Origin of the sequence: Paraburkholderia sp. GAS33 (assembly GCF_050436645.1) — a bacterium.
Classification (GTDB): Bacteria; Pseudomonadota; Gammaproteobacteria; order Burkholderiales; family Burkholderiaceae; genus Paraburkholderia; species Paraburkholderia phenazinium_B.
Map to the genome: position 1 here is coordinate 189,485 of NZ_JBNDMP010000012.1, position 18,537 is coordinate 208,021.

Sequence of the window (18,537 nt, forward strand, 5' to 3'; positions counted from 1 at the left end):
GCAGGTTCATGGAGCGTTATTGATTGACCGCGAGTTTCACGGTCTCGGTCGAGGCCAGATAATCGAACGCAACCTCGCCGATATCCAGTGTCAGATTGGCGATCACGTGCCGAGCCCCGACGATGCGCTTCACCGGCAGGTCGGCGACGGGCGCCAACGCATGCGGATGCAGTTCGAGCGCTGCCGGCCCCGACCACGCGCCGAGCACGCTCACGTCGCGCAGAAAGAAACGCACGAGTTCGCACACGCGCGCTGAACCGTCGACATGCGGAATCACTTTCAACAGATAGTTCGGTGTGTCCGCCAGCTTCTTGCGCTCGGCCTCGATATCGAGCGCTGTGTGCTTGAAACCCATCGTGCCGGTTGCGATACGCTGTGTTCCGTAGTCGAGCGTGCCGAGCAGCGTGTCGTTGCCGTCGACACTCAGAGTGGGCCTGGCCAGTTTCTTCGGAAAACCCCAGATTTCGCGGCCACCCGCGATCGGGCCTTCATCATCCAGGTACATCGAGTGCGTGTAGTTGCCGAGACGCCCTTGCTGGTCGCGTACCGAGATCACCTGACCGCTTTCGGTGTAGTCGCCAAAGCCGGATGAGTCCGGCATGCGAATAAATTCGTAATGCACAAGATCGTTTTCCGGATGCAGCGGCTCCGGCACAATGGCGCGCAATGCATCAAAATCGGTCTCATACGAAATGATGAAGTATTCCCGATTGATGAATCGATACGGCGGCCGCGGATAGGCGGGATTATGAACGGGCATCGCAAAGGCATCTTTGCGGATGGAAGCGAGATTCATGACATTCCTTTTATGACTGGGGCGCAAGCAGCGCCGCGTGAAATGGTAGGGGCAATCCTCACGCCGAACGAGCCACCATTTATCAATAGACCGTTAACCAAACTGCAACGCTGGAACTGGAACCGCCTCACACATCACGGTGTCGAACGCGGCAGTGGCATAGCCAGTAAAATCATCGCTGCCTGCGCGGAATCGTTTCTCAACGCACGCGATTCACCGGGCGCGAGGCGACACGAGTCGTGTTTATAGAGCGTCGTTTCATCGTCTCCGGTACTAACCACCACCTGGCCTTGCAGCACCAGGTAGTGCTTTTCCAGCGGCGACGCTGCAAGCGAGGTGTGGCCTCCGGGCTCTATCGTCGACACACCCATCCACAATGCTTCGGAAGGGCCGGCCTCATGGCCCTGCAGTCTCACGCAACGCATCTGATGGTGCTGCGCAGGAAAGTACTCGGGGGCTTCATTAAATCGCGTCACGTTCATGGCTTAAGCAAGGCTCCGTGGGTGATGACTTCATTCGTTGCGTTGAAGTGAATGGTAGTCGCCGCATAGCAGCCGGAATGCCAATTACTTTCGCTTTTCGGCCAACCCTGTGCAGACAGTTTTCGCTGCTACGGAAAAACCTGAAGTACGCAGAATGACCGGAACTCGAAAACATCTGTCTGAACGGTCTTCGGAATTAACGCTAAGCTCTGCGGCGAACTGCACTCTTCGAGATTGATACCCATGAGCGAAACACCCGGCGACGATACCGCCCAGCGCCATCTTGTACGTCTGACTGCGGCGCTGTTCCTCTCCTACCTGGCCGTCGCGATGGCGCTGCCGGCCATTCCCGTTTACGTGACCCATCAACTGCACCTTGGCAACGCGCTGGGAGGACTGGCCGTAGGTATCGCATTCCTCTCGACAATTCTCACGCGCAACCATGCCGGCAATCTCGCCGACCAGGTTAGCAGCAAGATCTGCATGCTGCGCGGACTCAAGCTGTATTCACTGGCCAGCCTGATTTGCCTCGTATCCGCGTGGGCGGTACTGCCCCCGCCCGCCAGCTACGGATTGCTGATCGTCGGGCGTCTGCTCCTCGGTCTCGGCGAAAGTCAGGTACTGGTCGGCATGATCAGTTGGGGTGTCGGCCTCATGGGCACCCACCGCTCGGGCAAAGTCATCGCACTCGTCGGCGCCGGGATGTACGGAGCATTCGCCGCAGGCGGCCCAGTTGGTCTTTTGCTGCTTCGCTACAGCGGATTTGCAGGTCTGATGCTCGCCTGCACCGTCGTTCCGCTGCTGGGTTGGTGGATGGTTCACACCGTCCCGGAAGTGCGGTCGCCTACCGGTAAGCGCGAATCGTTCTGGCGCATCCTTGCCCGCATCTGGCGGCCCGGCGCGGCGGTGGGACTGCAAGGCGTGGGCTTCGCGGGACTCGGCGCCTTCATCTCGCTGTACTTCTCGAGCCGGGGTTGGCCGTTGGCCGGTTTTGGACTGACCTGTTTCGGTGTCGGCTTCGTGCTCGTGCGGCTCGTTTGCGGACACTTGCCGGATCGTATCGGCGGTACCCCGGTGGCCATCGTGTCGCTGATGGTCGAAGCGTGCGGACAATATCTCTTGTGGATCGCGCCCGGCCCTTCACTGGCACTGGTCGGCGCGTTGCTGACCGGGCTCGGCTGTTCGATGGTGTTTCCGTCGATGGGCTCGGAAGTGGTCAAACGCGTGCCACCTCAACTGCGCGGCACCGCGCTCGGCGGCTTTGCCGCGTTTCAGGATCTGGCTTACGGTGCGACAGGTCCCATCGCAGGGCTGTTCGCCGATCACTATGGCTATTCTGTCGTGTTTCTGATCGGCGGACTTGCGGCTGTGCTCGGGCTGGGCATGGCGATCGCGGCCCATCGGGAAGGTAGAGTACTTGCCAGTAGCTGAGGATAACTGGATATCTTTGGTGCATTGGCGCGGTAAGCCCGAGAAGCTTCGGCCAACCGCGCAAACGTCTTGTTAGAAATGCAGCACGACCGGCTTGGAGAACATGTACCGCTCCGCAAGCGCCACATAGCGGTCTGCCGATGTGGTCATCCCGGCGAGTTCCTGTTCTGTGAGTGGACGCAAGAGTTTGGCAGGATTGCCGGCCCATAACTCTCCCGACCCAACCACCTTCCCCGGCGTCAGCACCGCACCCGCCGCCAGCATGCCGCCGGCACGTACGATTGCGTTGTCTAGCACGCGCGCACCGAACCCCACGAACGCCAGATCCTCGATGGTGCACGCATGCAGGATTGCGCCATGTCCCACGGTGACCTGGCTGCCGACCAGAGTCGGCGAGCCATTGGTCGTGCCGTGCAGAATCGAACCGTCCTGAATATTCGTTCGCGCACCGATCACAATGCGCTGCACGTCCCCGCGTAATACGCAGTTGAACCAGATCGACGCTTGCTCGCCAATCTGCACGTCGCCAATGATCGATGTACCACGCGCAACGAATGCCGTTTTGTGCACGGTGGGTGTCCCGAACTGTCGGGCGTCCTGATGCTCGCTCATTTCACCAGGCCCAGTTGTTCGCGCGCCTCCCGTGGCGTCGCAATCTCTCCACCGAGCGACAGGACGATATCCCGTGCACGAGCCACCAGCACCGCGTTGGTTTCGGCCAGCACCCCTTTGGAGATGTAGATGTTGTCTTCGAGGCCGACACGCACATGCCCGCCGGCCAGCCACGCCTGCGCGACAATGGGGAACTCCGTGCGGCCAATGCCGAAAGCCGACCAGGCCGCGCCTTGCGGGAGAAAGTTGCGTGCATAGAACAGCGTCTCCGGCGTTGCCGCGAAGCCGTACTTCACGCCCATGACGAACGTCCAGAGTCCCGGCCCGTCGAGTACACCTTCCTTGATCAGATCGAGCGCGAGGTGCAGGTCACCGGAATCAAAGATTTCAAGCTCCGGCTTGACGCCCGCTTCGCGTATCACACTAGCCATGCGCCGCACGTTCTTCGGCGTGTTGATCACGACGTCGCCACCTGAGTTCATCGTATTCAGATCCAGGCTGCAGATATCTGGCTTCAATGCGGCAATATGCTCGACCCGCTTTTCAGGCGGCAACAACGTCGTTCCAGGTGCCGCTACCTTGGGATCGTGGTCGCTCGGAATAAAGCGCCCGCCGGGACCGGTGGTCAGATTGATGATCAGCTCGTGATCGACGGCACGGATGAGTTCGATCACCTGCCGGTACAGCTCGATTTCCATCGAGGGCCGGCCGGTTTGCGGATCGCGCACATGAATGTGAACGACGGCAGCGCCGGCCTGTGCTGCTTCCAGTGCCGACATAGCGATCTGATGCGGCGTGATGGGCAGGCCAGGATGCTGCTCCGGCTTTGTCAGGTTACCTGTCACCGCACAGGTGATGATGGTTTTACGTGCATGCATGATAAGTCTCGCTTAAGCTCAGTTCAGACGACGGCCACCATCGACCACAATCGCGACGCCAGTGCTGAATTTCAGGTGGGTCGCACACGCTTCGATTGCCGCGGCGATATCTTCAGGAGTGCCAATGCGACCGAGAGGTGTCGTCGCGGCCACCTTGTCGTTAAAGTCCGAGCCACGTCCAGGCACAAAGCTCGTATCCACGACGCCCGGAGAAACATTCAGAACGCGGATGCGCGGCGCAAGCGCGCGCCCCAGCGATGCGGCCATCACATCGAGGCCGGCCTTCGCCGCACAGTAGGCAATGTTGCTGCCCACACCGGTAGTGCCGGAAATCGACGATACGTTCACCACGAGACCATCACCCGACTCGTCGAGCAGCGTGCGAAAGGCGCGAATTGCCGCGAACTGCGCGCGCCAGTTCACCTTCATGATTTCGTCGATCAGTTCGTCGGTCAACGCGTCGAGGTCCGCGTGTTTGATTGGTCTGGTGAACCCAGCCGTATTCACCAGAATGTCGGCCCGCCCCAGTTGCGACTTGACGCAGTTGGCGAGGTCTGCGAGCGACGCGCTATCGGCAATCGACGTCACCGCTGCCAGGTGGCCGCTGCCCGGCAGTGAATCGACCACACGCTGTGCCTTGGCAACGCCGGACTGGCTGGTGACGACAACGGTAGCACCCGCATTGGCGAGCCGGTTTGCCGTAGCGGCACCAATACCACCCGTGCCGCCAAGAATGACTGCCACTTTTCCTTCGAGATCGTTGGACACTGTAATCTCCGCTTTATTTGATGGGGGGCGTCGGGTACGTCGGCGTCCCTTCGGCCAGCACAAATTCGTACCCGAGTGTGTAATACGGTCCGCTCACATCCACGTCAGGGGCGTTGCCGTCTTCGTGCAGTTCGAATGTGCCGACCAATGAGCGAATAACGCCGAACACGACGTCCGATCCCAGGTATTCCGAATCGTCTGCAAAGACCTGGCTCACCAGGGTTTCGTAGCCCTCAGCAATAACAACGAAGTGAATATGAGCCGGGCGATACGGATGGCGGTGCTGCTTGTCGAGCAGCACGCCAACCGGACCGTGCGTAGGGATCGGATAGCCCGCGGGCCTGACGGAGCGAAAGCGGAAGTAACCGTCGGCATCCGTTCTGAAGCGGCCACGGAGATTCATATCGGGCTGCTCCGGGTCCTGGTTTTCGTACAGACCCACCGGCGACGCCTGCCACACGTCGACCATGGCATTCGCGACTGGCCGGTTTGCCCGATCGACTACGCGACCACGCACGAACAACGGCGCACCGGGCGAGCCATCGTCGACGATGCAGTCGCCATTGCGGTATTCAGGTGAATTGCCGCGATAGAACGGGCCGAGCAGCGCGCCGGGTGTCCGGTCGGTCTTGTCAATCGTATTGAGCAGCGTGACCAATGTTGAAAAGCCCAGCACGTCCGAGCACAACACAACCTCGTTGTGATCGTCCACGGTGGCCTGGCCAATCGCTTTGACAAATTCAATGCCCTTCTCGAACTCCTGGTCCGTCAACCTGACTTCCCGGAAGAACGCGTGGGCGTGACGTACTAGCGCGTCGACGATCTGCTTGAGCCGGGCGTCGTCGGTCCGGCTCATTGCGGCAAGCACCACGTCCGTAATCGAATCAGCATCGTCCACGATACTGTCCAGATGCGATAAATCGGTCATACGAGTCTCCTTATAGGCTCACCGGACTCGCCTCACGACGGCGCTGATGAAGCGCCTGAAATTGGTTTCAATGAGTTTCGTGAGGCCATGTCTGGATGCTAGCCACTCGGGAGATGCGCGGCGGACAACCGCTTTCGAGTTTCTGCCACTTGAGCGTTTCTGCGCTGCTGGCACCCTCACCCGAGGGAGCGCGACCAGCAATCAATGATCACGCGGACGCCCGGATCCGCGTTCGCCAACCTCATCGTAAAGTCGTGCACGCGCAGCACCGCCGACACGATGCTTAGACCGATGCCAGAGCCAGCATGATGCTCCGTGCTTTTGCTCCGGTAGAAGCGCTGCAGCACCAGATCATGTTCAGCGGCCGAAATACCAGGTCCTGTGTCGGCAACGGTGACCTGTGGGCCGGCCGGTGTTTTTCTCAGTTCCACCTTGACGGTGCCGCCCTCCGGCGTGAACTTGATGGCGTTATCCACCAGGTTGCTCAGCGCCTCGAACAGCAGATTGCGGTCCCCATGGATCCCGGGAATCGGCTCCACGTGCATGACGAATTGAACCGACCGGCTTTCGGCCAACGGCTCATAAAGCTCCCCGACTTCCCGCACGAGTGTTTCCATCTCCACATCGGCAAATCCCTCGCGGCGTTTCAGCGCGCCGATCTCCGAGATCCGCAGGATTGCCCGGAAGCGCTGCAGCAAGCGGTCGGTATCGGATCGGGCACGCGCAATCAGGTCCAGCATTGGCTGGTCTTTCAGGCCTCCGGCCCGATGCGCCATGCTACCGAGCAGCACAATGACGTGCGCAAGCGGGGTGCGAAGATCGTGGGCAATGCTATCGCACGCCCCCTTCATCTCGCCTATAAGCCGCTCGACTTCATCGAGCATGTGATTCACAAGATGCGACAGCATGTCGATTTCATCGCGGCCGCCTGTTGGCAGACGCTGGTTCAGATCGCCTTGCGAAATTCGCAGCGTGACGCGACGAATCGCCCTCACACGTCTCATCTGCCGCACACTCATGGCAAGCCCCAAAGCAATGCCAGCGGCCAGGCAAAACGTGCCGCCCATCGAAAATGCCCTGATGATCGCCTTACGGATGTGAAAGATGTTCGTGACATCGCGGCTGACCAGCAATATGTCGCCGTTCTTGCGCCGCTCCGCCATCGCACGCACCATGGGCACCGGGCGCCTGTCCGTGACAGACAACGTGCGCGCCAGCGTCACGCCATCCCTGTCGACGGTCAACTGCGGGGGAAACGCCATGACGTCACCCGCAATGTGCCTGCCATCGGATGTAAATAACCCGTAGTAGTTGGCGTGCATGTGCGAATTTTCGAGGCGATCCTGGATCGCATCGGGAAGCATGTTGTCGGGCGTCGAATCGAAATAGATCAGTTGCCAATCCATCACCACGTCGACTTCGTGCTCCATCTGCCCGGTCACTGCGTGCTCCACGAAGACCAGCAGCAACAGCATTGAAAACAGAAAGGTGATCGTATAGACGAACAATAGCCGCGAGGTCATCGTGGTCCAGCGGGGCCGCCGCTCCGCAGGTTCGGTCTCAAAGGGGGATTTCACTTGCGTTGGCTTCGGATGGACGATCGACGGTCAACAGGAAAACACATTTTTCGGAATCCTGCTCTGCAGCGAACAGCTTGCAGACTAGGCTCGCTGCCCGAACCGCTGCCTGACCGCTTGATTAAAGAAAATTTAACTGGCGGTCTGCGTAGACACTGTTATCCGGCCGACAATAATCCTCCTCTATCCAATCGCTTCAGGTCCGCAAGCACCGTCGAAAGGACCACAAAATAGGGGCTCAAATCGCAGTGCTCATCTAGCCGTCAGTTCGCCGCCATTTTCGCGTCACTCCATTTTTGTATGATGAGCCTAAAGAGTGCCGGCCGATAAAGCGGCATGCGCATCCCATCCATCCGTGGTTCAGCGGAGAATCAGACTCATGAGTAAAGATCCCCAGAAACCGGACGCCACCACAGACGATCCTGCGACGGTGCTTGAACGCCCTACGCGTCGATCGTTCCTGACACGCGTGGGCGCTGCCGGGGTCGCAATCGGCGCCGGTCAACTTCATTCGGTGGCCCTCGCGGAGGCCGATCCCACCATCGAGGAAGCACCGCCAGCATCGAACGTGTCGGCAGATGGTGCCAACATGCACGTCCGCCTGAACGTCAACGGCACAAACTACGATCTGGATATCGATTCCCGCACGACCCTGCTCGACTGCCTGCGCGAGCATCTGCACCTGACCGGCACCAAGAAGGGCTGTGACCATGGCCAATGCGGTGCGTGTACGGTCCATGTGGATGGGCGGCGTGTAAATTCATGCCTCAGCCTTGCCGTCACCCACGAGGACGAGGCGATCACGACCATTGAGGGTCTTGGCAAGCCCGGAGCACTGCACCCGATGCAAGCGGCTTTCCTCGAACATGACGGGTTCCAGTGCGGGTACTGTACGTCCGGGCAGATCATGTCCGCCGTCGCGCTTCTCAAGGAGCCATACGGTCATAGCGACGACGATGTGAAGGAGGCCATGAGCGGGAATATCTGCCGCTGTGGCGCCTATACGAACATCGTGGCCGCGATCCAGCAGATTCGTCGCAGAGTTTAAGCGGAGCGCGCTCATGGAATCCTTTCAGCTTAAACGCGTCGCCAATGTCAGCCAGGCGATCGACTCCGCAAATCCTGCCGCTAACGGCCAGGCCAACGGCGCCCCGATTCGTTTCCTTGCGGGAGGCACGACGCTGCTCGATCTTATGAAGCTCGACGTCGAACGTCCTGCTCAGGTGATCGACATCCATCGCTTGCCACTCGATCAGATCGAGGCCATCGACGGCGGTGGCGTCACGATAGGCGCAACGGTCCGCAATTCGGATCTCGCCAATCATCCGCTAATCAAAAGCCATTATCCGGTTCTGTCGCAAGCGTTGCTATCCGGCGCATCCGCGCAATTGCGTAACATGGCGACGACCGGCGGCAACCTGCTGCAACGCACACGTTGTGTTTACTTTCGCGACACCGCAACACCCTGCAACAAGCGTGAACCCGGCACCGGCTGCTCGGCGATCGACGGGTTCAACCGGAACCTGGCCATTCTAGGAACCAGCGAGCACTGCATTGCGACGAACCCCTCGGACATGAACGTAGCGATGACCGCACTCGAGGCTACGATTCACGTCGAAGGCGCGCAGGGCAAGCGTGATATTGCTATCGACGATTTCTTTCTGTTGCCGGGGAGCACGCCCGAGCGTGAAACCTCGCTTAAACCGGGTGAACTCATTACTCATGTGACGCTTCCGGCGCCGGTGCCTGGCAATCGCATGGTCTATCTCAAGCTGCGCGACCGCGCGTCGTATGAATTCGCATTGGCGTCGGCAGCGGTCGTCATCAAGGTTTCAGCGGGCAAGATCGATCATATCCGTATTGCGTTAGGCGGCGTAGGCGTCAGGCCTTGGCGCTCAAGAGAAGCTGAAGCGCAATTGCTTGGACAAGCGCCGGACGCCACGGCTTTTCGTGCTGCGAGTGAAGCAGCGCTGCAATCGGCGCGCGTACAAAGCCAAAACGGCTTCAAAGTCGAACTCGCAAAGCGCTGCATCCAGCACGCACTCACACTTGCCACACAGACTGCCTGACGCAACGTCGGCGACGCGGAGAGAATATGCCATTAGCTAGCACTAAAGCGCAGCCGATTATCGGCGGCGACTTCACTCGAATCGACGGTCCGCTAAAAGTCAGCGGCACCGCCACCTATACTTCGGATGTCAATCTGCCCGGGACGCTTTACGCCGTGCCTGTTTGCGCGACGATCGCTAAAGGGCGCATCACGCGTCTGGACACCGCCGCGGCCGCAGGCATGCCGGGCGTTCGCGCGGTATTCACGCGCGAGAACATCGGCAAGTTCTATCGCGTCGGTTTTGCGGTGGACACCCGTATCGACGAAAAGCGCCCTCCTTTCGAAGACGACAACATTTACTACTATGGCCAGTACATCGGCGTGGTGGTGGCCGATACATTCGAGCAGGCAAGCGCAGCATCGCGCGCGGTGACGGTGGCGTATTCGTCGAGCCAACCCGATGTCCGCGTGGAAATGTCGGCGGACCAGACGCCGAGCGTCGATACGCACCGCGGTGACCCGGATGCAGCGTTCGCAGCAGCTCCAGAGACGCAGAAGCTGGACGAGACGTACACGACGCCCGTTGAAACGCACAACCCCATCGAATTGCATGCAACGGTAGCCGTATTCGATGGAACGAACTACACGTTCTACGAAACGTCGCAATCCATCGTCAACCAGCGCCTCGTCATGGCGCAGATGCTCGGTGTGTCGCAGGACCAGGTGCGCGTGATCATGAAGTACCTGGGCTCCGGATTTGGCGGCAAGCTGTTCCCGTGGTCGCACTCATTGCTCGCCGGCGCCGCGGCGCGCAATCTGATGCGACCCGTGAAGCTGGTGGTGACTCGCGAGATGATGTTCCACAACGTCGGTCACCGTACCAGCACGCAACAACGCATGCGCCTCTCGGCGACACCCGACGGACGCTTCACCTCGTTCCAGCAGGACTACGTCTATCAGACCGCGCGCAAGGAAATGCGCAAGGAGAACTGCGGCGAGACCACAGGCTATCTGTACAGCTCGCCTAACCTGCGCGCAACCGCCGCCTATTCGCGCCGCGACATTGCACCGAGCACGTCGATGCGAGGCCCCGGCGCCGTTCCAGGACTGTTCGCCATCGAGTCGGCTGTGGACGAGCTCGCGATCAAGCTCAATCTCGATCCTGTTCGCTTGCGCCTCGTCAACGAGCCCGAGATCGACGAAGGCCTGAAAGTGCCGTTTTCATCGCGGCATCTCAAGGAGTGCATCACGCTCGGCGCCGAGAAATTCGGCTGGGCACAACGCACGCCTGCGGTGGGTTCCATGCGCCGCGACGGCCTCGTGTTGGGCTGGGGTATGGCGGCCGGCTCGTGGGCCGCACGGCGCCTCCCGACGGAGATCCTCGTCGAGCTTCACGCCGATGGGACGGCACGCGTGTCGACCGCGACCCAGGACATCGGTACGGGGACGTACACCGTGCTGGGCCAGATGGTGTCCAACCTGACTGGCGTCCCGCTCGAGCGCGTCTCCGTGGCACTCGGCGATACACGTTTGCCACCCGGACCGCTGTCTGGTGGCTCGATGGTGACCGCATCGCTAATTCCAGCGGTGACGCAAGCCGCACAGGCCGCGATCCAACAGCTCCTGATCGCGGCGTCCCAGGCAGATAATTCGCCGTTCAACGGCCAACCGGTGACGGAGCTCGCGTTCGACCACGGCATGATCTACCGTAAGGGCACCTCACCCGGCGCGGGCGTGCCGTTCGAGCGAATCCTCGCGCCTGCGCAGGTCAATATGGTAGTCGGCCGGGGCCGCTCCGGTTCAAGCGCGGACGATCCCGACGCGGCGAAAATTTCGATCCACTCGTATTGCGCTCACTTCATCGAGGTCACCTGGCAGCCCGAAACGGCTCGATTGCGAGTCAACCGCGTAGTGAGCCTGATCGACGGCGGCAAGATCATCAACGCGCGCACTGCCCGCAACCAGATTGAAGGCGCCGTGGTAATGGGCGTCGGCATGGCGCTGTTCGAAGAGACGCACTACGACAAGCGCAGCGGAGCACCGATCAACCGCAACCTCGCCGACTATGTGATGACCACGCATGCCGATGCGCCGAAAATCGACGTGACGTTCCTCGACTATCCGGACCTTGCGTTGAATCCGCTCGGCGCACGGGGTATCGGCGAAATTGGTTTGGCAGGCATTGCACCTGCCATTACCAGCGCCGTGTATCACGCAACCGGTGTACGGGTGCGCAATCTTCCGGTTCGAATCGAGGATCTGCTAACGGCTCAGGTCTCTGCGTAAGCGGTCACCGCCAAAAGACTCCGGCCCTTCAAGGGCCGGAGTCCAGGCAAAAAATAAGCGAAATTCTCGCCTACATGGTCGAGTTGTTGGCGATAGCCAGGCTCGGGCAATAATGCGTCGCGCTCAGATACGGCGTTTGCTGTGTGCGAACGCCAGCCGCGCTAGACGTAGGCGGATCAATAAACACTTGCGCATTGTTCGATCCCGCGGGAGCGGTGAGCGTCATTGTTACTTTCCACCAGTTCCCCTCTTTCACTGCGGAGACCGACGTAGCCTGCCCCGCGCCCCACGTCCCGCGCACTACAGCACCCGTATTCGTATTGAGAACCCATGCGAATTCGGTGCCGCTCGGGTCGTCGGTCTGAATCGAGCCTCCAGGAAAGACCGTTGCGTTAGTAGTCGCAAGCACATAGTCGCTGAAACTATACGATTGTCCGCCCTGAACCCTGATGATCTCGCGGACGTTCGACACCGACGAGCCGTTTGTGCTGATAACCGTCGCGGCTCCTTTGTCCACTCCCGACACATCCGTTGCAGGCTCTGCGGTGCCGCCATTCTGTTGCGCCCAAACATCCGGCGTTGCGAGACTCAACGGCGAATCGATCAGGTTGTTCGCATAGCAGGCTGCCGTGGTCTTGTTGGCAGGCGGACCATAGAAGCTAGCAATGCTGGCCTGAATTGCGTTGTCGGTTGTGTTGGAGGTTGCCTTGGTAATCACCGCGCCTTCGAAGAACTGGATAGGCGCAGCGCTACCGTCACCGCCTTCGCCAAGCGAGAGGCCGCCTTGCCATTGCCCGTTGAAGGCATGGCCCGCATCGCTCTCAAAGTTAAGCGCTTCGGGAGGCGCCGCATCGTAGACTGGAGTGAGTACGCTCTGTGAAGCGGAACCGCCCTTGACAACGAAGATATTGGACGCCGTCACGGGTGAATATTTGGAGAGTACGGTGACAAATTTCTCCTTCGCAGGCTGCTGCGGACCATAGAGGTAGACGCCAGCTTCTGCATCGACGCCCGGCCAGTTGGTATCGAGTGCGTTGCACACAGGGTCTTTTACAGTGGACGGTTGGGCCGAATCACCGTCGCAATAGCCAAACACCGCGGCATTACCGTTCGAGAACGCCAGCGCAAACATTTCGCCCTCAATTTCTCCGTGCGCATACGTGCTCGGATTGGCGCTGCTTTCCATGTTCCCGTAAGTGCCGCAGCAGGTCGAGGACTGGCTATAGTGCGCCCCCGCGACCATGTATTCGGCAATCTCCGAGTCGCCGATCGACTGGTTCACCGTGCCGAACCGGTTGCGATATGCCTGTCCCGCCAACGTACCCAGCGCTGGAACCTCGGCGCCTTGCAGCGGCACGAAGCCGAGTTGTGCGGGCGTGCCGGGTAGCGCCGGCAGATCGTTACCAATCGATACCTGTTCGGTCGGCGCCGCCGTGGTCAACGCAGTAGGCGGCTGCAACAGTTGCACAGTCAGCGTGCCACTGGTTCCCGGAAGCGTGATCGTCGCAAAGCCGTTCAGCACCGGAACGGTCGTCGACTTCTTCGCAGCGGTACTGGTACTCGCCGCTGCGCTGGTGCTCGGAATGGTCAGTGACTCTGTTCCATCCGAGTTGAGTGTCAGCGTCCCCGTCACGTTTCCGAACGCGCCTCCCTTCAGAGGTGAAACCAGGTCGATCTGATCGTAGATGTACGTGACGGAGCAGGTTGTCCCGTTGCAGAACGAGTCTGCGCTTTTCACATTCGCCGAGCCGACCAACGATCGGTCGGAGCCATTGGGCAAGTTGCCCGACGTATAGGGATAGACGTTCAGCGTTGTATTGTCGGACGCCCGCTGAATCTGGAACAGCGGCCCCGAGTAGTGCTTTGTCAGCAGCCGTGTCACGCTATGAGCCGCGGAGCACGGTGTGTTGGCCTCGGCTGCGGTATCACACGGCAGGGGGTTCGCCGTTGACGCTTCTTCCGATGACGTATTGGCGCTCGTCTGCGCCGCGGCCTGGGCGGCGGCTTGCGTTGGCGACGAACTTGCGGCCGCTACAGCCTGAGATGCAGATGTGCCGCTACTGCCGCCGTCGCATGCGGCAAGCGCGACTGTCATCGCTAACAGAACGGAAAGTAACCCAACTCCTCTGGACATCATGACCTCCTCCTGGAAGACCAAGCTTTGGATTTAACTCAACAATTTAGTTGTACGGATTGATGTACTCAGAAACGTCACTGATCAAGCAACTGCCATGCGGAACCGTCAGTCTTTCGAAAGGGTTAGACAATGCGCTGCCAACCGGCGCACCGCGCCGTCCCGGCCACGCTCTATCCGGCAATCCAGCTCAGCCGTCGGGCACGAGTTCGCGCACGTTGGCTGGAAGCAATCCAGTTTGTAATTTGATCAGCGTGGGTTTGCGGGTGCTGTGAGATCCGGGCACCGCGGTGGGTTGGGGCAGCATTGGCTTCATCGTGTCTCACTGGGCCGGCGGCTAGCGCAAAACGCCAGCAGGCAGCATCACCAGCGTCCGTTGAAACACTCCGTGACTCACCATGCTTGTCTCCGTTGTCATTGCAGCGGTTGTCCGCCCCAGCGGGGCAGCATCCAATGCAGCGTGGCTGTCAGGCAGCCGCGTCGAGTAATAATATTAGTCAATAATATCGATTTGACGTCTAAGTACAATCCCTTACACGGAGAAAGAAGTCCAGTGGCTGCGCCTCAGCGCCCAGATCTACCATACATACGGCACGGCATTGGGTAAATATTATTGCTAATACGATCAGTCATAATCGACCGACGGCGGGCGACAGGTGGGATTTCAATTCGTTGTCCGCAACAACGCGCGTGCGAGCCAAGCCGCCTGCCCCTCGTTGTGAGGGGCAGCGTTCCGCGGCATTCGGCTCAAGCGGTTCTCGTTTTGCGAGGCTGGGGAAGACTACTGGAGGGGTCTTGCAGACTTGCGGTCAGTCAGTCCTCGGCACGATCAACCGGTCCATGAGCAGTCGCCGTGGCGAGCCGCCATGATGCACGGCCGTTGCGTTTGACTTCGTAGAGTGCGCAATCAGCGGCCTGAAGCAGTTCGTCTGGCGTATATCGGGTGCCTTCTTCGTCCAGCGCGACACCGACGCTGATCGAGACCGGGATCGCCTGTCCGCGGAAAGTGACAGGCGCCGAGAATGCGTCAACCAGTTTCCGCGCGACTACGCGCGCTGCATCGTCGTCACGCAAACGGCCAAGCAGCACGACAAACTCGTCTCCGCCGAACCGGCCGACAAGGTCATCGTCGCGTGTGGCAGTACGCAGTCGTTGTGCCACGACACGCAGCACCTCGTCGCCGGCTGCATGACCATAGGTGTCGTTGATGATCTTGAAGTGGTCGACGTCGATGTAGCAGAGTCCTACGCGCGTACCGTGACGCCGGCGGTCATTCACGGCGTCGCCGACCGCATGCATGAAAGCACGGCGGTTGGCGGAGCCCGTCAGCGGATCGATCTTGGCAGCACGCTCGAGCGCGGTGACCTGTTCGACGCGGGCGGTGATATCCGTCACTACGACGTGAAAACCGTCGACGCGTTCCTCCGCATTGCGGTGCGGGATGTATCGCACATCGACATAGATCGACCCATGTGGCGACATCACGCTACGCTCGAACTGCTGAGGTTCTCCCGCCAATGCGCGCTGGACGTATCGCTCGGAAATCTGGTACTGCGCATCGCCAAGATGCTCTCGCATCGTCCTGCCAATCACTTCTTCTGGAGGAGTACCAAGCATGGTTGCAAACGCCGCGTTCGCATACCGGTAGGTTTCCGATGTGTCCACGTAGCCGACCAGGGACGGCAAAGCGTCGGTAATAGCCCTGAGTTGCGCCTCGCTGCGTGCTGCGGTGCCGGCAGCGCTATGCTGGGCCTTGACGATCGGCACGATGCGGGCTCGAAGAAACAGTGTGCCTGCCAGCGCACATAGCGCCATCACGCCGACGGCCACCAGCAGCGCGTGCTGTACGGGAGCGAGAAAGACCTCGGTCCTGATCTTGGAGGCTGTGGCGAGTCCGGTCGTGCCGACCGGCGCGTAGGCCACCACGACGTCGTCGCTGCGCGAATCCCTGTGCCGCTGCGTGCCAGCTTCACCATGAAATGCCGGCGTGATCAGTGGGCGATTCCCCAGCGCTGGATCGATCACCAGGTTGTGCGGCAATTCGGAAGCGGTCGCCGCGAAGCAACGTAGCAGCCGGCCGTCGAGACCACATAGCACGGAGCGCCGCCCTTCGCGCGAGCGCGTTGCCGCCATCGAATCCAGTATCGGCAACGTCTGCTCGGTTTCAAGCGCGAACTGGACAGGAAGTCCATCGGCGTCTTGCAGAAAAATTTCGGAGCGCTGACGATAGACGAACCCTGCGTGCCAGAGCAATTGCGCCTTGACGCCGGGTTGACCGGCAGAGGGGCGCACCGGAACGATCTGGTCCGGCGTGGCGAGGCGCCTGCCCGCGCTGGAGAGCACCCGACCGTCGCTGCCGACCAGACGGATGCTAGCGAATGCATCGGGTCCTACATAGGCACTCATGTCGAGCGCGGCGGCACACGATTCAGGGCTGCCGGCGCAGGGCGTGTGTTGCAAACGGCTCTGCTGCCTCGTGGCGAACGCATTGGCATGCTCCTGCGTATTCTGCAGGATGACTGACAATGTGGCGGCTTGCTCAACGGTGTCGCTCAGCAACTCGCTGCGCTCTGTTGCTTCATCGCTACGCACCATCAGCGAAGCGAGCATGACGCCGACGGCGAGCGCGGAACTGACAACCACCAGCGCGGCGATCACGGGTACGCGCGCGTTGGCGCTTTCACCCAGAATGCTCACGCCAGGCTGGCGTTTTGCCCAGACACACCATAAGGTTGCACCGGCGAGCACGAAACCGGTGCCGTTCAGTGGCGCGACAACGAAAAGCTCGCCCCATCTCCACAGGCCACCAATTGCCATGCTCTGACACAACAGCCCAATAATGCCCGTGAGAATCGTGCCGTAGATGAAGACACGCGGGCCGACTGCGTTGCGCGGTGCGGCTAGTCCTCGCAAATGCAGAAGCGCCCCGCCGCAGAACACAAAGCCGATGGCAGTCAACGCCGCCACGGGATATGACTGGGACGCCGGATCGGCGAGAAGCCTATCCAGGTAACGGGCGTCGAGCGAGAAGCCAAGCCGTTGCAACCATTCGACCAGCACAACGGCGCCGCCACACATCAGCGTGAAAGGAGCAATTAGAGAGAGGCGCGTCGACCGCACGCTGCCGCCTGTCTCGCGCAGCATCCCGATGGAGGCGACCAGGAAACAGAACGCGTTGAACGGCAGCACATCGCTGCATGTTTGAGTCATTCCCGCTACGTGCAGCAGTGCCAACGAAAGTTCGTAGACTGCACCGGCGAACAGCAACCACGCGGCTCCCCGGCAACTCACCAGCGCGTCTGAACACGCACGCAGCTTCCGGCCGATAAAAGCACGGGCCAGTAAATATGTGATTGCGCGGCCACCCGGGCGCCGCGGGATAGACCAGTTCATGCGGCGGCGCTGTCGGAAGTCGAGATAGTCAGGTCGCCCGAGGCGCGAAACGCGCTCAATGGCCGCATGCGATCGCCGGCCGTGGTCAGCAGCGCGTCGAGCGAGCCACCATCAGCGGGCCACGCTGCGGTGCCGACACGTACAGCGGGCGACACCGGCAAGCCGTCGATGATGTCGATCAGCGTGTCGAGTTGACCAGCCAGCGAGACGACCATCGTCGCCGCGCGTGAACCGCCGGGGACCGGGATCCGGTCCGGCACCAGAATGGCGATCTGATCATCGGCGGCACGCACGAGTACGTCGGACGGTCCCAGCACACGGTTGATGCGTTCGAGGACGGCGCGCAACAGCACGTCGCGAGCCTCAAAGCCCCAGGCATCGCGGACCGGCTTGAGCGAGTCGATACAGAGCAGGATGATCGACAGGGAGCCCGTGTTGCCCAGCTGATGTGCGGGATCCCTGGTGAACTGCTGGGCGAGCCAGTGCCGGCTATGCAGACCTGTGGCGGCGTCAGTGTCGAGCTGCGTTTCAAGAGCGCCACGCTGACGCTCGGTCTGGGCGACCTCGCTAACGACGCGCGAGCGCAGCGCATGCAGCGTCACCACAACGAGCATGACGAGCGCTGCCAGCGCGCCCCACAAAACCAGCGCCCAGCGCGTATGGGCACGTTCGCGCCCGTTCAGCAGTTGCGCTTCCTGATCCGCGAAGGCCTGCAGCGTTGAGCGAATCACCCCGCGATCCGCTTCATAGCCTGGATCGGCAAGCAAGGCTTGCGCAGCGCCGTTGCGCCCTTCCTTCATGTCATCGCGGAGTTCGTCGAGGCGGGCACGGATCCGGGCCATCGCTCCACCGATGGTCTGCAGGCGCGATACCTGTTCCGTATTGTCGGCCGTCAGCGTGAGCAGCTGGGCGCGCAGTATCTCGGAGCTGACGTAGGCATCCTCGATTTCTTGCAAAACCGCCGTGCGATCCCCAGCCCGCGAATCCATCGTCGGGACATCGAACACATAACGCAGCATGGACGAATCGCGGACAACCATCGTAATGCGCATCTCCGACTCGAGCCGCATCACCTCGTAGGAATGCTGGATCCAGTCCGTTTGCGATTGCTGCATGGTCGCGCCGAGCCCGACGCAGGCGAGAATCGCCGCGCCTAGCGCAGTTGCGATCCGCACACGGCGGCGCATGAGAGTTTCGATATT

The 18,537-nt window shown here is 60.6% G+C and carries 14 protein-coding genes; 4 read left to right on the forward strand and 10 right to left on the reverse strand.

Going from position 1 to position 18,537, the window contains the following annotated elements; all coding sequences use genetic code 11:
• Positions 1 to 16: 16 nt before the first annotated feature.
• Positions 17 to 796, reverse strand: a complete 780-nt coding sequence (locus tag P3T24_RS30360) for an acetoacetate decarboxylase (RefSeq protein ID WP_074267361.1) — start codon at positions 794 to 796, stop codon at positions 17 to 19.
• A 134-nt stretch (positions 797 to 930) separates the two neighbouring features.
• Complete coding sequence (locus tag P3T24_RS30365; protein WP_429288889.1) at positions 931 to 1,278, reverse strand: cupin domain-containing protein; 348 nt, start codon at positions 1,276 to 1,278, stop codon at positions 931 to 933.
• A 243-nt stretch (positions 1,279 to 1,521) separates the two neighbouring features.
• Here P3T24_RS30365 and P3T24_RS30370 point away from each other — a divergent pair, with 243 nt between their 5' ends.
• Positions 1,522 to 2,709, forward strand: coding sequence for an MFS transporter (locus tag P3T24_RS30370; RefSeq protein WP_429440339.1), 1,188 nt, complete (start codon positions 1,522 to 1,524; stop codon positions 2,707 to 2,709).
• A 72-nt stretch (positions 2,710 to 2,781) separates the two neighbouring features.
• Here P3T24_RS30370 and P3T24_RS30375 read toward each other — a convergent pair whose 3' ends face one another.
• The 5 genes from P3T24_RS30375 to P3T24_RS30395 form a co-directional block, all read right to left on the reverse strand.
• On the reverse strand, positions 2,782 to 3,321 hold the full coding sequence (locus P3T24_RS30375) for a gamma carbonic anhydrase family protein (protein WP_429440341.1): 540 nt from the start codon (positions 3,319 to 3,321) through the stop codon (positions 2,782 to 2,784).
• Positions 3,318 to 4,199 carry a 3-keto-5-aminohexanoate cleavage protein gene (locus P3T24_RS30380; RefSeq protein ID WP_429440343.1) on the reverse strand — a complete coding sequence of 294 codons (882 nt, stop codon included), beginning with the start codon at positions 4,197 to 4,199 and terminating at the stop codon, positions 3,318 to 3,320. Before P3T24_RS30380 ends, P3T24_RS30375 begins: the two co-directional genes overlap by 4 nt.
• An 18-nt stretch (positions 4,200 to 4,217) precedes the next feature.
• Entirely contained in the window at positions 4,218 to 4,967 is a 750-nt protein-coding gene (locus P3T24_RS30385; protein ID WP_429410512.1) for an SDR family NAD(P)-dependent oxidoreductase, read from the reverse strand.
• Between the two features lie 13 nt (positions 4,968 to 4,980).
• On the reverse strand, positions 4,981 to 5,895 hold the full coding sequence (locus P3T24_RS30390) for a dioxygenase (protein WP_429440345.1): 915 nt from the start codon (positions 5,893 to 5,895) through the stop codon (positions 4,981 to 4,983).
• 176 nt (positions 5,896 to 6,071) lie between these two features.
• Positions 6,072 to 7,418 (reverse strand): sensor histidine kinase, encoded by a 1,347-nt coding sequence (locus tag P3T24_RS30395; protein ID WP_429440411.1) that lies wholly within the window; start codon positions 7,416 to 7,418, stop codon positions 6,072 to 6,074.
• Between the two features lie 433 nt (positions 7,419 to 7,851).
• Between P3T24_RS30395 and P3T24_RS30400 the strand changes: the two genes are divergently transcribed.
• The 3 genes from P3T24_RS30400 to P3T24_RS30410 are packed head-to-tail and all read left to right on the forward strand — an operon-like array spanning position 7,852 to position 11,808.
• On the forward strand, positions 7,852 to 8,520 hold the full coding sequence (locus P3T24_RS30400; protein WP_074267353.1) for a (2Fe-2S)-binding protein: 669 nt from the start codon (positions 7,852 to 7,854) through the stop codon (positions 8,518 to 8,520).
• A 13-nt stretch (positions 8,521 to 8,533) separates the two neighbouring features.
• Positions 8,534 to 9,541, forward strand: coding sequence for an FAD binding domain-containing protein (locus P3T24_RS30405; protein ID WP_429440347.1), 1,008 nt, complete (start codon positions 8,534 to 8,536; stop codon positions 9,539 to 9,541).
• 26 nt (positions 9,542 to 9,567) lie between these two features.
• Positions 9,568 to 11,808: a xanthine dehydrogenase family protein molybdopterin-binding subunit gene (locus tag P3T24_RS30410; protein ID WP_429440349.1), complete on the forward strand. Its 2,241-nt coding sequence runs from the start codon at positions 9,568 to 9,570 to the stop codon at positions 11,806 to 11,808.
• Between the two features lie 70 nt (positions 11,809 to 11,878).
• Here the strand turns inward: P3T24_RS30410 and P3T24_RS30415 are convergent, their stop codons facing one another.
• The 3 genes from P3T24_RS30415 to P3T24_RS30425 all read right to left on the reverse strand — a co-directional run bounded on the left by P3T24_RS30415 (position 11,879) and on the right by P3T24_RS30425 (position 18,522).
• Positions 11,879 to 13,945: an arabinofuranosidase catalytic domain-containing protein gene (locus tag P3T24_RS30415; RefSeq protein ID WP_429440351.1), complete on the reverse strand. Its 2,067-nt coding sequence runs from the start codon at positions 13,943 to 13,945 to the stop codon at positions 11,879 to 11,881.
• An 810-nt stretch (positions 13,946 to 14,755) separates the two neighbouring features.
• A complete protein-coding gene (locus tag P3T24_RS30420) occupies positions 14,756 to 17,335 on the reverse strand; it encodes a diguanylate cyclase domain-containing protein (RefSeq protein ID WP_429440353.1) in 2,580 nt (859 codons plus the stop codon).
• Positions 17,332 to 18,522: a sensor domain-containing diguanylate cyclase gene (locus P3T24_RS30425; protein ID WP_429440356.1), complete on the reverse strand. Its 1,191-nt coding sequence runs from the start codon at positions 18,520 to 18,522 to the stop codon at positions 17,332 to 17,334. Before P3T24_RS30425 ends, P3T24_RS30420 begins: the two co-directional genes overlap by 4 nt.
• Positions 18,523 to 18,537: the final 15 nt, after the last annotated feature.

Coding starts and splice junctions, on each gene's coding strand:
- P3T24_RS30400 (WP_074267353.1), top strand. CDS start 7,852: ATGAGTAAAGATCCCCAGAAACCGGACGCCACCACAGACGATCCTGCG.
- P3T24_RS30390 (WP_429440345.1), bottom strand. CDS start 5,895: ATGACCGATTTATCGCATCTGGACAGTATCGTGGACGATGCTGATTCG.
- P3T24_RS30395 (WP_429440411.1), bottom strand. CDS start 7,418: ATGACCTCGCGGCTATTGTTCGTCTATACGATCACCTTTCTGTTTTCA.
- P3T24_RS30380 (WP_429440343.1), bottom strand. CDS start 4,199: ATGCATGCACGTAAAACCATCATCACCTGTGCGGTGACAGGTAACCTG.
- P3T24_RS30375 (WP_429440341.1), bottom strand. CDS start 3,321: ATGAGCGAGCATCAGGACGCCCGACAGTTCGGGACACCCACCGTGCAC.
- P3T24_RS30415 (WP_429440351.1), bottom strand. CDS start 13,945: ATGATGTCCAGAGGAGTTGGGTTACTTTCCGTTCTGTTAGCGATGACA.
- P3T24_RS30420 (WP_429440353.1), bottom strand. CDS start 17,335: ATGAACTGGTCTATCCCGCGGCGCCCGGGTGGCCGCGCAATCACATAT.
- P3T24_RS30410 (WP_429440349.1), top strand. CDS start 9,568: ATGCCATTAGCTAGCACTAAAGCGCAGCCGATTATCGGCGGCGACTTC.
- P3T24_RS30425 (WP_429440356.1), bottom strand. CDS start 18,522: ATGCGCCGCCGTGTGCGGATCGCAACTGCGCTAGGCGCGGCGATTCTC.
- P3T24_RS30360 (WP_074267361.1), bottom strand. CDS start 796: ATGAATCTCGCTTCCATCCGCAAAGATGCCTTTGCGATGCCCGTTCAT.
- P3T24_RS30405 (WP_429440347.1), top strand. CDS start 8,534: ATGGAATCCTTTCAGCTTAAACGCGTCGCCAATGTCAGCCAGGCGATC.
- P3T24_RS30370 (WP_429440339.1), top strand. CDS start 1,522: ATGAGCGAAACACCCGGCGACGATACCGCCCAGCGCCATCTTGTACGT.
- P3T24_RS30365 (WP_429288889.1), bottom strand. CDS start 1,278: ATGAACGTGACGCGATTTAATGAAGCCCCCGAGTACTTTCCTGCGCAG.